The 13,878-nt window shown below is 65.4% G+C and carries 13 protein-coding genes; all 13 read right to left on the bottom strand.

The features are described 5' to 3' along the window. Nucleotide 1: 1 nt before the first annotated feature. Nucleotides 2–2,149 carry a response regulator gene (locus ACR42D_RS03650; protein ID WP_484565508.1) on the bottom strand — a complete coding sequence of 716 codons (2,148 nt, stop codon included), beginning with the start codon at nucleotides 2,147–2,149 and terminating at the stop codon, nucleotides 2–4. A gap of 181 nt (nucleotides 2,150–2,330) precedes the next feature. Beyond that, the gene (locus ACR42D_RS03645; RefSeq protein WP_484565507.1) at nucleotides 2,331–3,692 is read right to left on the bottom strand and encodes an SPOR domain-containing protein; all 1,362 of its coding nucleotides are present in this window, start codon (nucleotides 3,690–3,692) and stop codon (nucleotides 2,331–2,333) included. A gap of 22 nt (nucleotides 3,693–3,714) precedes the next feature. Further along, entirely contained in the window at nucleotides 3,715–4,671 is a 957-nt protein-coding gene (locus ACR42D_RS03640; protein ID WP_484565506.1) for a type II secretion system F family protein, read from the bottom strand. A gap of 10 nt (nucleotides 4,672–4,681) precedes the next feature. Next, on the bottom strand, nucleotides 4,682–5,656 hold the full coding sequence (locus ACR42D_RS03635) for a type II secretion system F family protein (protein ID WP_484565505.1): 975 nt from the start codon (nucleotides 5,654–5,656) through the stop codon (nucleotides 4,682–4,684). Between the two features lie 3 nt (nucleotides 5,657–5,659). Then, nucleotides 5,660–7,081 (bottom strand): TadA family conjugal transfer-associated ATPase, encoded by a 1,422-nt coding sequence (locus ACR42D_RS03630; protein ID WP_484565504.1) that lies wholly within the window; start codon nucleotides 7,079–7,081, stop codon nucleotides 5,660–5,662. After that, on the bottom strand, nucleotides 7,078–8,268 hold the full coding sequence (locus tag ACR42D_RS03625) for a CpaE/TadZ family protein (protein WP_484565503.1): 1,191 nt from the start codon (nucleotides 8,266–8,268) through the stop codon (nucleotides 7,078–7,080). Before ACR42D_RS03625 ends, ACR42D_RS03630 begins: the two co-directional genes overlap by 4 nt. Nucleotides 8,269–8,294: 26 nt before the next feature. Then, nucleotides 8,295–8,447 (bottom strand): hypothetical protein, encoded by a 153-nt coding sequence (locus tag ACR42D_RS03620; protein ID WP_484565502.1) that lies wholly within the window; start codon nucleotides 8,445–8,447, stop codon nucleotides 8,295–8,297. Further along, complete coding sequence (locus ACR42D_RS03615) at nucleotides 8,447–8,725, bottom strand: hypothetical protein (protein WP_484565501.1); 279 nt, start codon at nucleotides 8,723–8,725, stop codon at nucleotides 8,447–8,449. Before ACR42D_RS03615 ends, ACR42D_RS03620 begins: the two co-directional genes overlap by 1 nt. Nucleotides 8,726–8,747: 22 nt before the next feature. Beyond that, nucleotides 8,748–10,178, bottom strand: a complete 1,431-nt coding sequence (locus ACR42D_RS03610; protein WP_484565500.1) for a type II and III secretion system protein family protein — start codon at nucleotides 10,176–10,178, stop codon at nucleotides 8,748–8,750. 11 nt (nucleotides 10,179–10,189) lie between these two features. Further along, nucleotides 10,190–11,011 carry a Flp pilus assembly protein CpaB gene (gene cpaB / locus ACR42D_RS03605; protein ID WP_484565499.1) on the bottom strand — a complete coding sequence of 274 codons (822 nt, stop codon included), beginning with the start codon at nucleotides 11,009–11,011 and terminating at the stop codon, nucleotides 10,190–10,192. A gap of 12 nt (nucleotides 11,012–11,023) precedes the next feature. Further along, nucleotides 11,024–11,572, bottom strand: a complete 549-nt coding sequence (locus tag ACR42D_RS03600; protein WP_484565498.1) for an A24 family peptidase — start codon at nucleotides 11,570–11,572, stop codon at nucleotides 11,024–11,026. Nucleotides 11,573–11,712: 140 nt separating this feature from the next. Continuing rightward, nucleotides 11,713–11,895 (bottom strand): Flp family type IVb pilin, encoded by a 183-nt coding sequence (locus ACR42D_RS03595; protein WP_014323577.1) that lies wholly within the window; start codon nucleotides 11,893–11,895, stop codon nucleotides 11,713–11,715. A 463-nt stretch (nucleotides 11,896–12,358) separates the two neighbouring features. After that, nucleotides 12,359–13,744, bottom strand: a complete 1,386-nt coding sequence (locus ACR42D_RS03590) for a sigma-54-dependent transcriptional regulator (protein ID WP_484565497.1) — start codon at nucleotides 13,742–13,744, stop codon at nucleotides 12,359–12,361. Between the last annotated feature and the right edge of the window lie 134 nt (nucleotides 13,745–13,878).

Raw genomic sequence — 13,878 nt, 5'->3', positions numbered from 1 at the left:
GCTACTTGCCGGACAGCAGCCGACCGATGGAGGCCATCAGGTCGTGCTTGAGGATCGGCTTCATGATGAAGTCGCCGATGCCGATGTCGCGCAGCCGCTCGTAGGACACGGCGTCCGAGAAGCCGGTGCACAGGATGATCGGGATGTCGGGCCGGATCTTGAGGACCTCGTGGGCGAACTCCATGCCGGTCATGTTGGGCATGGACTGGTCCGTGATGATCAGGTCGAAGTCGCCCGCCTTGAACTTGAAGGCCTCCAGGGCCTCGATGGACGAGGTCCGGGTGACCACCTCGAAGCCGATGGATTCGAGCATTTCGCGGCCGATGTCCGTGAGCGGCTTCTCGTCGTCCACGAACAGGATGCGCCCCTCGCGGAACACGAGGTCCGCCGGGAGGTCCGCCTCGGGCCGGGCCATCTCGGAACTGCGCGGCAGAAAGACGTGGAAGGTCGCGCCCCGGCCCGGGTTGTTCTCCAGCTCCAGATAGCCGTCGTGCCGCTTGACGATGCCGTGGACCATGGCCAGCCCCATGCCCGTGCCCTCGCCCTGCTTCTTGGTGGTGAAGAAGGGGTCGAAGACCCGCTCGGCCACGTCCGGGTCGATGCCCGGCCCGGTGTCGGACACAGTCAGGCGCACGAACCGCTCGGGCTTGCCCAGTCCTTCGGGCGGCAGCACCGGGTCGTCGGGGTGCACGTCGGCCAGGGTGATGGTCATGGTCCCGCCCGAGTCCTTCATGGCGTGGGACGCGTTGCCGCAGAGGTTGAGCAGGATCTGGTGCATCTGGGTCGGGTCGGCCATGACCTGGTCCCGGCTGGTCTGCAGCTTGGTGAAGATGCCCACGTTGCTCGGCACGGAAGAGCGCAGCAGCTTGAGCGCCTCCTTGATGAGCGGGGTCAGGGTCATGGCGTGCCGCTCCTGGGGGCCCTGGCGGGAGAAATTCAGGATCTGGGTGACCAGATCGCGCGCCCTGCGGCCCGCCCGCGATATCTCGCCGACGCGCCGCGCCAGGCCGGAGTCCGGCTCGGCCCCGGACTCGATGATCTCGGCATAGCCCAGGATGACGCCCAGGATGTTGTTGAAGTCGTGGGCGATGCCCCCGGCCAGGGTGCCCAGCGCCTCCATCTTCTGGGACTGGCGCAGCTGGTCCTCCAGCCGCTTGGGCTCGGAGATGTCGAACAGGTAGCCGCGCAGCTCCTCCCCGCCGCCCTCGCCGTCGGCCACGGTGTCGCAGCTGACCATCAGGTGGCGCTTGAGCGGCCCGCGCGCGAAGACCACCTCCTGGTTGGACACCCGCCCGTTGGCGGCCAGCAGATCGCGCAGGGACTCGCCGCCCCCGGCCCGGTCCCAGAGGTCGAAGATGTTCGCGCCCAGGGCGTCGTCGGGCAGGCGGAAGTCGAACATCTCGGCAAAGGCCGTGTTGCAGTCCAGGATGCGGCCCTGGCTGTCCGTCGCGAAGTTGCCGGAGATGTTCTTCTCGAAGAGCAGCCGGTAGCGCTGCTCCGAGGCCTGGAGCTCGCGCAGGACCGCCGCGCGCTTGGCGATGTCCAGCCGAAGCCGACGGTTGACCGCGTGCAGTTCGCTGGTCCGGGCCTCGACCTTGGAGGCCAGGGTCTCGTTCAGGTCGCGCAGCCGGTTCTCCGCGTCCCACTTGGAGCACAGGGACAGGGCTATCTGCTTGAGTTCCGGCGAGCGGAACGGCTTCTGGATGTAGAGCAGCTTCTCGGGCGGCTGGACCCGCTTGTTGAATTCCTTGAGGGGGACCGTGTGGCGGGCCGACAGGAGGACGATCTCCACGTGCGGGTCGCGCTCGCGCAGAGCCTCGGCCAGGTCAATGCCCGAAAGCTCCTCGCCCAGATCGGACAGGTGGATGTCCACCAGGGCGATGGCGAACGGCTCGCCTTCCTCCACGGCGCCGTCCATGGCCGCGACCCCGCCCGGAGCGTCCGGAACCTGGACCACTTCGAAGACCGGTTGGGCCGCGTCCTCGTCGATCTCCTCGCGGGACGGCAGCCGGGCGTCGTCGCCGAACAGCGCCTCCAGGGCGGACGGCTCCTCGCTCTCGAAGCAGAGGATGTCGCGGTAGAGCGTGAGCATGGACTCGTCATGGTCCACGGCGAGGACGCGAAAGCGTTTGGTGCGGTCGGCTGCCAAGTTGGGTCTCCCCGGTCGGTTCGGGCTCTGGTCGGGCGTCATGCCCTGTGTGGAAACATACGGAAATCCCCCGAAAAAGGGAAGGTTCGCCCCGCGCGCGGGCACCCCGGACCGACAGCGACGCGCTGACAATCCGGGGTGACGTGCGGGCCGGTGCCTATCAAGACATTCTTGCCGTTTTCTAGAGTTGGGCCGAGATCACGGGGCTGGGAGCCGCGCGCTCGAAGACCGGGGCGCTGTCCAGGCTCAGGATGGCCAACACGTCCGGCCGCTCGGCCTGAGCCTCCTTGACCGAGCCGAACTCGCCCACCAGGACGCGATACCAGACGCCCTTGTCGCCGAGATCAACCTGGTTGATCCAGGTCGCGAACCCCTGCTTCCGGAGCTTCTCGCACTGCTCGGCGGCGATCTCGCGGTCGCGCCAGGAGCTGACGTGCAGGCCGTAGGTCTTTTCTTGGGGAGTTATGGTCTGATCCCCGACACCCTGCTCCGGCTCCACCAAGGTTGTCTCGACGACCTTGACGGAGGGGGGAGGCGAGCCTGCGGACGCGGGAGATGCCGCAGGCTCGCCGGGGTTCTGCTTCGAGTCGGGGAAGGACTGACGAAGCAGAGGGTTCGGGGTGGAACCGCTTGATTGGGGTGCGCCGTCCTGGAAGCGGGCCGCCAGGCGGGCGCGCTTCAGGTTGTCGGCGGCCTTCACGTAGTAGCTGGGGGAGAGCTCGATGGCCTTCTCGAAATAGGGCACCGCCAGGGCGGGCCGGTTCTCCGTCAACAGGACGTATCCGAGATTGTTGTTGGCCTTGGCTTCGCCGCCGGCGTACTTGAAGGACTCGAGGGCCTCGTCCAGACGGCCCATGCGGGCCAGGGCCAGGCCCAGATTGTTGTAGGTGCGCGCGGACACGCCGCCCGCCTGGAGCGCCCGGCGGAAGGTGCCCACCGCCTCGGCGTACTGCTTGCGGGCGATGTGGACCACGCCCAGGTTGTTGTAAATCTCGTCCGCGCCGTTACCCTGGTGCAGTTCCAGGGCGGCCGCGAATTCCTCGGCGGCCTTGTCGTACTCCCGGTCGCGGTCGTGGATGATGCCCAGGAAGTTGTGCGCCTTCCAGAGCATGGGGTTGAGGGCCACGGCGCGGTTCAGGTGCGTCTTGGCCTCGTCGTACAGCCCGGCGCGGAAGTACACGCAGCCCGCGGCCTCGTTGGCGATGGCGTGGTCCGGAGACTTTTCCAGGACCTTGTTGAATTCGGCCAGGGCCTGCTCGTCCAGCCCCTGGTCGGCCAGCAGGTCGCCGCGCTTCACCCGGACGTCCAGGTTGTCGCCGTCCAGCTCGATGGCCTTGTTGAAGTGGACCAGGGCCATCTCGGGCTTGTTGCGGCGGACGTAGCCGTCGCCGACCTGCTCGTGCTGCTCGCTGGTCAGGTTGACCGGAGACTGCTCCCCGTAGGCCAGCTGGTCGAAGGTCTTGTCGTCGTGGGACTTGCCCACGCAACCGGACAGAACGATCCCGGCGAATATGACGATGGCGATGATAAAAAGCTTTCTCATGATGGTCTCCTTGGCTTTTGCCCTAATGGCTGTTCATTCTGACGAACATGTCCATGCTCATGATCACCGCCGGTCCGAGGATGGCCACGAACAGGGACGGGAGGATGAACGCCACAAGCGGAAGAAGCAGCAGCACCGGCATCTTGGCGGCCTTTTCCTCGGCGCGCTGGGAGCGCTTGACGCGCATGGCGTCCGAGTACACGCGCAGGGTCCGGCCGACGCTGATGCCGAAGGCGTCGGCCTGGATGAGCAGGGAGGTCAGGCTGTTCAGGTCGTCCAGCCCCACCCGGTCGGCCAGGGAGCGCAGGGCCTCGATGCGGGACTTGCCCGCGCGCAGTTCCAGGGTGAGCAGCTTGAACTCGGAGCTGATGACCGGTCCGGAGTTGCGCAGCTCATGGCAGACGCGGTCCACGGCCTGGTCCAGTCCCATGCCGGATTCCACGCAGACCACCAGGAGGTCGAGGGCGTCGGGCAGTTCGTCGCCCACGGTCATCTTGCGCTTGTTGATCTTCTTGGAAAGCCAGTACTCGGGCCCGTACACGCCCACAGCGGCCAGCAGGACCGAGGTGAAGCAGGTCATGCCCAGGGTCATGTCCTGAAGGAGCAGGAAACGGACGAGCAGGAAGCCGCCGGCCAGGCCCACGGCCAGGAACCCCTTGAGGCCCTGGAATATCTTGTAGGAGTCGGGCTTGCGCACCCCCGCCTGGATGAGGCGCAGCCGGTTCTTGTCGATCTCCTCGGTCTCGGTGGGGCCGATCTTGGTGCCCAGCCGCCCGAAGAAGTCCACGGCTCCCTTGACAGCGTTGCCCAGGGGCGCGGTCAGGGCGTCCGAACGCTTGACCGCCGTGCCCGAGACCCGCTCCTTGAGCCGGGCCGAGTCGCTGGCGCCGCTCAGGTAGCCGATCAGGCCGTAGCCCGCCAGGAGCACGGAGATGAAGCCGACGCCCGCCGCGAACAGGGGAATGATCTGGATGTCCATGGCTGCCTCCCTACACCTTGATCTGGATGATCTTGCGAATGATGATCCAGCCGATGACCATGGAGATGGCCGCGCCCCAGACCATGTTCTGGCCCAGTTCGCGGGTCCACAGCAGGCTGACGTAGTCGGCGTTGACCGCGTACAGGATGCCGGTCAGCAGGAACGGCAGGGCGATGAGGATGTAGGCGGACACCCTGCCCTCGGCCGACAGGACCCGGATCTTGCCGAACAGGGCGAACCGTTCGCGCACCAGGGCGGCGATCTTGGCGATGATCTCGGCCAGGTTGCCGCCGGTCTCGCGCTGGATGTTCACCGAGACCACGAAGAACTTCAGGTCCGGGCAGTCCACGCGGGCCTGCAGGTTGGTCAGGGCGCGGTCCGCGTCCATGCCGTAGTTCATCTCGTCCAGCGTCTTGCCGAACTCGGGGCCGATGGGGCCGTCGAACTCGTCGGCCACCATGCGCATGCCGCCGCCGAAGGTGTGCCCGGCCTTGAGCGCGCGGGCCATCAGGTCCAGCGCCTCGGGCAGCTGCTTCTGGAACCGGTCCATGCGCTTGCGCTTCTTGCCCTGCAGGGTCCAGATGGGGATGTAGCCGAGCAGGATCGCCCCGGCCACAGAGACCCACAGACGGCCCGAGAAGGTCCCGGCGTAGAACCCGACCACGGCCAGGAGCATGCAGACGAGCAGGTACACGCCCGCCGAGCCCTTGGCGTCGGCCTGGTACAGCAGACGGCTGAAATTGGTGGACCAGCGCATGCTCTCGAGCAGACGGTTGAACAGCGGCACCTCGCTCATGGCGGCCTCGCGCAGGACCAGGTCCACGGAGGCGGCGTCGATGTCGGCGGTCAGGGCCATGGCCCGCAGGCGCGCCCTGACGCGGCGCTCGGCCTTGTCCGAGCCGGACTGCATGAGCGAGCCGATGCCCATGACCAACAGGAAGACGATGAGCACGGCCGCGGCCGCGATGATCAGTGTCATGGACATGGCCTACTCCTTGTTCCTCGGGGGTCTGGGGGTGACGTTGAACATCTCCATGGGGAACGGGAAGCCCATGCGCTCCAGCTTGTCCGCGAACTTGGGCCGGATGCCCCGGGCGGTGAAGTACCCCTCCACCTTGCCGTCGGCGTCCATGCCGGTCTGCTCGAAGGCGAAGATCTCCTGCATGGTGATCATCTCCCCTTCCATGCCGGTCACTTCCTGGATGGAGATGACCTTTCTGGAGCCGTCCACCAGGCGGGTGGCCTGGATGATGACGTCGATGGCCGAAGAGATGTAGCGCTTCATGGACAGGGGGTTCAGGTTCAGCCCGGCCATGGAGATCATGGTCTCCAGGCGCATCAGGGCGTCACGCGGGGTGTTGGCGTGGATGGTGGTCAGGGAGCCGTCGTGGCCGGTGTTCATGGCCTGGAGCATGTCCAGGGCCTCGGACGAACGGACCTCGCCGACGATGATGCGGTCGGGGCGCATGCGCAGGCAGTTCTTGACCAGGTCGCGCATGGTGATCTCGCCGCGTCCCTCGATGTTGGCCGGGCGGGTCTCCAGCCGGACCACGTGCTCCTGCTTGAGCTGCAGCTCGGCCGCGTCCTCGATGGTCACGATGCGCTCGTCCTCGGGCACGTTGCGCGACAGGCAGTTGAGCAGCGTGGTCTTGCCCGAGCCGGTACCGCCGGAGATGAGCACGTTGAGCTGGGACTGGACGATGCCCTTCATGAGCAGGGCCATCTCCGGGGTCAGAGAGTTGAAGCCGATCAGGTCGGCCACTTCCAGCGGGTCCTTGGAAAACTTACGGATGGACAGCGAGGGCCCGTCGATGGCCAGGGGCGGGATGACCGCGTTGACGCGCGAGCCGTCGAGCAGGCGCGCGTCGCACAAAGGCTGGGATTCGTCGATGCGCCTGCCGACCATGGAGACGATGCGGTCGATGATCTTGCGCAGGTGGTCGTCGTCCTTGAAGCGGGCCGGGGTCAGCTCCAGCTTGCCCGAGCGCTCCACGTAGATCTGCCTGTAGCCGTTGACCAGGATATCGTTGACCGTGGGGTCCTGGACGTAGGGTTCCAGCGGCCCGAGGCCGATGACTTCGTCCTGGATCTCGGCCAGCATGCGCTTGCGCTCGGCCAGGTTCAGGGGCGCGTTGCGGAACTCGCCCCAGAGCAACCCTTCGGTGACCTTGGCGATCTCGCTGCGCATCTCGGCCTCGCTCAGGGAGTCCAGGAGCGACAGGTCGATCATGTCGATGAGCCGGTCGTGGATACGGGTCTTGAGGTCGAAATAGTGCTCCGCCGCCTCGACCTTGGGGGCCTTGGGCTGGGGCTTGGCCTTGGGGGCCGCCTTGGGCTGGGCGGCAACGGGGGCGGCCGCAGTGCCGGTGCGCTTGGCCGCGTTCCGGTTCAGTCTTTCCGCGAGATTCATAACGTCGCTCCTGCCAAATTGTCATTGGAAGACCCCTTGCCCTTCTTGCGGAAGAGCGAGGAGAACGGCAGGGACAATCCCTTGCGGGCCTTGCTGGCCTTGGGCGCCAGGTCCGCGACCAGGGCCTGGACGGCCTTGGCGGCCTGCGACTTGGGGTAGGCCTGGACCAGGGGGGTGCCCTGGTTGATGGAGGAGAGCACGGTGTCCCCGTCCTCGGGGATGGACCAGGTGATCTCGCGGCCCAGGACCTCGGCCGCCTCGGGCACGCCGATGGAGCCGTTGCGGGTCACGCGGGTGGCCACCAGGCGCATGCGCCGGTCCGCGTCCGGGTCCTGGCCGCCGATGGAATCGGTCAACCGGGAGACCCGGGCCAGGCACGGCAGGGACAGCTGCATGCCCACCAGGATGGAATCGGCCAGCTCCACTTCCTTGGGCAGCTCGTCCTCGCCCGGAGTGGCAGCGTCCACGACCACGAAGTCGTAGCCGTGGCGGAGCTGCTCGAGAATCAGGAACAGGGTGTGCTCGTCCGGACGCTCGCCCGATGCCGGGCAGGGCAGGACGTGCAGGCCGGACTCGTGCTCGGCCATGACGCTGCGCAGGTAGGTGGCGTCCAGCCGGGAGATGTCGGCCACCAGGTCGCCCCAGGTGTAGTCGTACTTGAGATCCAGGAAATAGGGGATCTCGCCCATGGGCTGGCGGAGGTCCAGGAGCACGGTCCGGCCGGGCTCGCGCTCGTTCAGGGCGCAGGCCATGTTCACGGCCAGGGTGGTGGTTCCCACGCCGGGCTTGCAGCCCATGACCGTGAAGATGCGGCCCTTGTCGCTGTCGTCCACGCCCAGGCTCAGCCGCATGGCCGTGCGCATGACCGCGGCGCGCAGGTCGTTCTCTTCCACCGGAAACTTGAGGTATTCGCGGATGCCGCTGCGCATGGCCCGGATGAGGATCTCGGGGTCGGCCACGTCGCCGGCCAGGTAGACGTCCTCGGCCTGCCCCGATTCCAGGGCGTGGATAATGTGCGGCATGTCCTCTTCGACGGAGTCGCCGGGCTCGTAGATGAGCACGCCCATCTCCTCGGCGTCCTCGCCCACCAGCCGGACCATGGGATTGGCGCTGATCATCTTTTCCAGGCGATCGCGCTGCTCCTTGTCGATGACGGCCAGCGATATGGGTATCACTCTGTTGTTCACGGTTCCCCCTTTCCCCTGTTCCTTCGCTACCTGGTCCCGACTACGGTGATCGTCCGATCCCCGCTTTCCCCGTCGGAGCGCATGGTTTCAAACATTGTCATGTCGACGACGAGCACGCCCAGCATCAGGAGCACCAGCACCAGCTCGCGCCAGTATTCGAAGCGCTCCCGGCCGCGCATCACTGGACCTCGACCACGCCGAACGTCGAGTCGGCCTTGCTTTCGCTCTTCTTCCTCGGGCCTTCCTGGTGCTTCTTCACGACCACGTCGGCGTACTTGCCGTCCAGGCCGACCACCGGTTCGTCGCCGCCGGCCTCGGGATTGGCGGTCTGGCTCGCGATGGCCATGCGCACCGAGCTGCCGTACGGCGGCGTGGTCTGCTTGGCCTCGTACAGGGTTCCGCAACCGGCCTGGAGCATGATGGCCACCATGGCGATGTAGATCAGAATGTTCTGCATGACGCTCCTCCGCTCTTGCGCTCTAGTTGGGCCAGGAGTGGCCGAAATCACCGTCGAAGCCGGATTCCGGACGGATCACGGTGCCCGGGTCGGCGGCGCCCTTGGCCGCGGTGCGGGTGGTTCCGCTCCCGCTGGAACCGTCCTGCCCTTCCAGCAGCCCGAAGAGGTAGAATTCCTTGTCGTCCGGCTCGCGGAACCCGTCCGTGGGCAGGGTCTGGGAGGCCATGTCCACCGGCTTGGCCAGATGGGCGGTGACCAGCACGACCAGCTCGGTCTTGTTGGAGGCGAATTCCTTGGAGCTGAACAGGTTGCCGAGCACGGGGATCTCGCCCAGGCCCGGGAACTTGGCGCTGTTCTCCTTGAGGGAGTCGCTGATCAGTCCGGCGATGGCGAAAGACTGGCCGTCGCCCAGCTCGATGACGGTGTTGGCCCTGCGGGTGGAGATGGTCGGGATCTCATAGCCGGACACGGACAGGGACTTGGAGTAGTCGAGCTCGGAGACCTCGGGATTGACCTGGAGGTTGATGTGGCCCGACGACATGACCGTGGCCGTGAACTTCAGCGCGATGCCGAACGGCTTGTAGTCGATGCCCACGGTGCCGAGCGCGCTCGGCATGGGGATGGGCACCTCGCCGCCCACCAGGAACTCGGCGGATTCGCCGGACACGCAGGTCAGGTTCGGCTCGGCCAGCATGCGCACCAGGCCGTTGGCCTTGAGCGCGTCGATCATGCCGAACAGGGTCGTGCCCCCGGACCGGTAGGTGCCGGTGAAGTTGATGTTGTCGGTCAGCTCGAAGACGTTGTCCTCGGCGTTGAACTTGGTCAGGTTGTTGATGATCGAGTAGATGGAGAAGTTGGAGCCGATGGCCGCGAAGTTGATGCCCAGCCGCTTGGTCACGGAGCGGGACATCTCGGCCACGCGGACCTCGAGCATGACCTGCTGGATGCCGTCCACGGTCAGCAGGTTGACCACGCGGCCCGGAGCGGCCGCCTCGGCCAGGGAGACCACCGAGGCCAGGTTGGCCGCGCTGGACACCTGCCCGGACAGGGTCACGGAGTTGCCGTTGGTCAGCACGCGGACGTTGTTCTCGCCCGGCAGCAGGTCGTAGATCATCCTCTTCAAGCGGGTGGTGTCCGGGTCCACGGCGATGTCGTAGATTTCGGAGACCTTGTCCCCGGTCCACAGGGTCAGGGTGGTATAGCCGATTTCGTTGGCGGTCAGGTATATTTCCTTGGGAGACAGGATGACGAGGGAACAAACGGTGTCCGAGCCGAGCGAGACGCGGCTGATGTCCCGATCCGTGGTGATCACGGTGGATTCGCCCACGATCATGGAGAGCACTTCCGGCCTGTCGGTCTTGACCACACGTGCCCAGGCCACGGAGGCGGTCAGTACGACCAGCCCGGCGAGCAGTATGATCAGGGAATAATGTATGGTTCTTGTATTCTTCATTTCACCCGCTCCTAGAACTTGACCGACGAACGGTCCGTACCGGTGATAACGTCGATGTTGATGCTGCGCTTGGTCTGCCGGACCTGCCCGGAGTCCCCCTTGGGCCGCAGGGCGGCCAGGGTCCGGGGCACCGTGGTCCCGACGGTGCGCACGTCGGCGTTGTCCTGTTCGTTGCGCAGGGCGAAATGCAGGGTCCCCTGGGTGGACGCCAGGGCGAGCCGCTCGGACTCGGACGGGCTCAACTCCAGGGTGTACACGCCCACCGACGCGGTCTTGCCTTCCTCGTTGGGCGGGGTCAGCTGGGTGCCGGTGGCGATGACCTTGACCCGCTCCAGGACCAGCTTGGTCACGGGCTTCTCTTCGCGGCCCACGGTCAGGGAGACGATGACGTCCACCCGGTCGCCGGGACGGACGAAGCCGGACAGCCCCATGACCTCGTTGCCCTTGACGGCCATGGCCCGCTTGCCCGGGGTGATCAGCGCGGACACGCCGCCGCCCATGATGGACTTGTCGGCCAGCTTGATGGGGGTCAGGGCGTCGCCCTGGCCCACGGCCTGGTTGAGCACGCGGCCCTTGAGCTGCATGGGCTCGGAAAAAGCGCCGGAGGGGCGGGACGCCTTGGTGAACTTGCGCACCTCGAGCATCTCCTCGGTCAGCTTGACCCCGCGTCCCAGATCGGTCTTGGCCACGACCACGGGCACGGTGTCTTCCACGGCGGCCACGGGGGCGGTCTGCTTCACGCCGTTGGTCCACTTGAAGATGATCACGCCCGCGATGATGGCGAGGATCAGGGACAGGGTGATCTGAACTAAGGCTCTGGTGGACTTGCTCATGACGTCCCTCCTTTAGTAGCCGACGTGCACGGAGCCGGTCAGCCAGGCGTGCATGCCCATGGCGACCACGGTTCCGACGGCGATGGCCACGCCGTAGCAGAGCCTCGGCATGGCGTTTTCGGCGGTGACGGGAGCGAACTCGAACTTGCGGGTGGCCATGAACACGGAGAAAGTGGCCGCGATGTTGCGCAGGACCCTCTTGAGGATTTCCCGGTTGGTGGCCAGGACGGCCAGGGCGTAGATTCCGCCTGCGATGCAGGTGAACAGGAAGGCGGTCAGTGTCGCTTCCACGCCGAGCCATGCGCCGATGCCGGCCATGAGCTTGACGTCGCCCGCACCCATGACGCCCATGAAATACGGGATGACCATGGCCACGAACCCGAGCGCGAAGCCGTAGGCTGCGAACTTCAGCCCGGCGAAGCCGCCGAACACGGTGTGCGTGGCCAGTCCCGCGAGAATGAGCGGGAAGGTCAGCCAATTGTAGATGCGCTGGTTGCGGATGTCGGTGACGGTGGCCGTCACCAGTGCGATCGCGAGTGCGATGACGATGAGAATATCCATGGTTCCCCCGAGGTGCCGAGCCGGCCGCTTGTTGTCTCCGCTTTCCCCCGGAGACAAAACCGGGGCTTACGGGACCATCCCGAAAGCCCCGGTTCGGCTGCTCTGGCTGCTTCCGTTAAACGGTTAGCATTACTTCTTTTCTAGCTACCGGTCGTGGTCGCGGCGGACATCTGGCCGGTGATGTAGTCGAAGGTGCTCACAACCTGGTCGCCCAGGGCGGAGGTAGCGGCCACGATACCGGCGGCGATCAGGGCGGCGATCAGGCCGTACTCAATGGCGGTTGCGCCTTCTTCGTCACGAATGAGGTTCATCAGCTTGGTCATTGTCGTTCTCCTTGGTTTAAATTCTGGTCTTAAATTTTTTAGTGCCTTTCAGCACCAGCCACGCCCAGCATAAAGCAACCCGTGTGCCATCGCGGAGAACCGCGTTTAAAATTTATTAGCAACCCGCCGTCATTATTTGAAATAAAATTTACAAATTCCCGAGCCGCCTGTCCCGGAAGCGGCCCGTGAGCCTTCCCGAAACCGCATAATCCACGATTAGTGGAGCGCCCGAATCCGGAACGCCTTTCCCTCAAATCAATTTATCCCATCAATACAGTATGTTACTGTAATCTATTTTTTGTGTACCCATGTGCAAAAGGACGCAGAAACACCGGTCCTGCGGGCAAAAAGACTGGAAAATCTACCTTGGAGGGAGACTTTACGGGTGTGGAGGGACCACAAAATGTGGATAACGCCCCCTCTCCGAATGCCGGAAACTGGCGGCCGGGGGCTGGAATAAGGGCTATTTCTTGAACAATGCCGGATCGATACCGTGCTTGCGCAACTTGTTCCAGAGGTTCTTGGCCGACACGCCCAGGGCGGCGGCGGCCTCGGTCTGGACCCCGCCGCACCCCCTGAGCGCGTTCTCGATCAGGGTCTTCTCGTACTCCATGAGGGCCTGTTTCAGGGGCAGCCCCTGGCCGGTGGGCATGTACACGCCGCTGTCCTCGGCCGGGCGGGTGTTGGAAAAGGCCTGGTCCACCTCAGCCGGGGTGATCCGGGTGGAGGTGCAGAAGATGGCCGCGCGCTCCACGGCGTTGGCGAACTGGCGCACATTGCCCGGCCAGTCGTAGTTGAAGAATATCTCCATGGCCTCGGCCGAGACCCCGGTGATGTCCGTGCCGAGCCTGCGGTTGGCCCGATCCAGGAAGAACTCGGCCAGCTGCGGCAGGTCGGACTTGCGCTCACGCAGGGGGGGCAGGATCAGGGTGGCTACGTTGAGTCTGTAGTATAGATCGCTACGGAACTCGCCGTCCTGGACCCGCTGCTCCAGCTCCTGGTTGGTGGCCGCGATGATGCGTACGTCGTACTGGATGGGCTTGGTCCCGCCCACGCGCTCGGCCTGCTTCTGCTCCACGGCGCGCAACAGCCGGGGCTGCAGGTGCAGGGGCATGTCGCCTATTTCGTCGAGCATCAGCGAGCCGCCCTTGGCCAGCTCGAACTTGCCCTGCTTCATGGACGTGGCCCCGGTGAAGGCCCCCTTCTCGTGGCCGAACAGCTCGGACTCGATGAGGTTCTCGGGGATGGCCGCGCAGTTGATCTTGACGAACGGGGCCTTGGCCCGCGCGCTCAGGGCGTGGATGGTGTCGGCCACCAGCTCCTTGCCGGTGCCGGTCTCGCCCATGATGAGCACGTCCGCGTTGAGTTCGGCCACCCGGGCGATGCGCTCCTTGACCGCCATCATGGGCGCGCTGTGCCCGATGATGTTGTTCAGCGGGCTGGTCCCGCCGTGCCGTTTCAGCTCGGCCAGCTCCACCATGAGGTGGCGCTTCTCCATGGCGCGCCGAACCACCTCCTCCAGCTCGCGCAGGGGGAACGGCTTCTCGAAATAGTCGTAGGCCCCCTGCCGCATGGCCGTGGCCCGGGTCTCCTTGGAGCCGAAACCGGTCATGACGATGACGTCCACGCCCGGGGCCACCTCGGCCAGGTGCTGCAACGCCTCCAGCCCGGACATGCCGGGCAGCTGGATGTCGTGCAGGATGAGGTCGAAATTCGCCGCCCCGGCCTTTTTCAGGCCGTCCTCGGCGCTGGCTGCGGTCTCCACCACGTAGCCCTTGTCGGCCATCGCCTCGACCAGCATTCCCTGGAAGGCGCGGTCGTCGTCGACCACAAGAATTTTCTCGGCCACGGATCTGCTCCCTGATGGTGTTGTTCCCGCCCAAGGGCAACCCTACAGGAAACCGCGACGCTTATCCACAAAAAATAGATAAAGCCTCTCGGCCCGACCTATTACGCACATTCGGGACAATAGGTCACAAAAAA

It is taken from the genome of Pseudodesulfovibrio sp. lm2024, from assembly GCF_051175575.1.
Taxonomy (GTDB): domain Bacteria; phylum Desulfobacterota; class Desulfovibrionia; order Desulfovibrionales; family Desulfovibrionaceae; genus Pseudodesulfovibrio; species Pseudodesulfovibrio caledoniensis.
Note: the sequence above shows the minus strand (reverse complement) of the source record. Positions and strands in the feature narration are given on the sequence as shown.

Excerpts from the sequence above, each read along its gene's own strand:
- ACR42D_RS03630 (WP_484565504.1), bottom strand. The coding sequence starts at position 7,081 with ATGAATCTCGCGGAAAGACTGAACCGGAACGCGGCCAAGCGCACCGGC.
- cpaB (WP_484565499.1), bottom strand. The coding sequence starts at position 11,011 with ATGAGCAAGTCCACCAGAGCCTTAGTTCAGATCACCCTGTCCCTGATC.
- ACR42D_RS03635 (WP_484565505.1), bottom strand. The coding sequence starts at position 5,656 with ATGTCCATGACACTGATCATCGCGGCCGCGGCCGTGCTCATCGTCTTC.
- ACR42D_RS03610 (WP_484565500.1), bottom strand. The coding sequence starts at position 10,178 with ATGAAGAATACAAGAACCATACATTATTCCCTGATCATACTGCTCGCC.
- ACR42D_RS03600 (WP_484565498.1), bottom strand. The coding sequence starts at position 11,572 with ATGGATATTCTCATCGTCATCGCACTCGCGATCGCACTGGTGACGGCC.
- ACR42D_RS03645 (WP_484565507.1), bottom strand. The coding sequence starts at position 3,692 with ATGAGAAAGCTTTTTATCATCGCCATCGTCATATTCGCCGGGATCGTT.
- ACR42D_RS03620 (WP_484565502.1), bottom strand. The coding sequence starts at position 8,447 with ATGCGCGGCCGGGAGCGCTTCGAATACTGGCGCGAGCTGGTGCTGGTG.
- ACR42D_RS03640 (WP_484565506.1), bottom strand. The coding sequence starts at position 4,671 with ATGGACATCCAGATCATTCCCCTGTTCGCGGCGGGCGTCGGCTTCATC.
- ACR42D_RS03595 (WP_014323577.1), bottom strand. The coding sequence starts at position 11,895 with ATGACCAAGCTGATGAACCTCATTCGTGACGAAGAAGGCGCAACCGCC.
- ACR42D_RS03615 (WP_484565501.1), bottom strand. The coding sequence starts at position 8,725 with ATGCAGAACATTCTGATCTACATCGCCATGGTGGCCATCATGCTCCAG.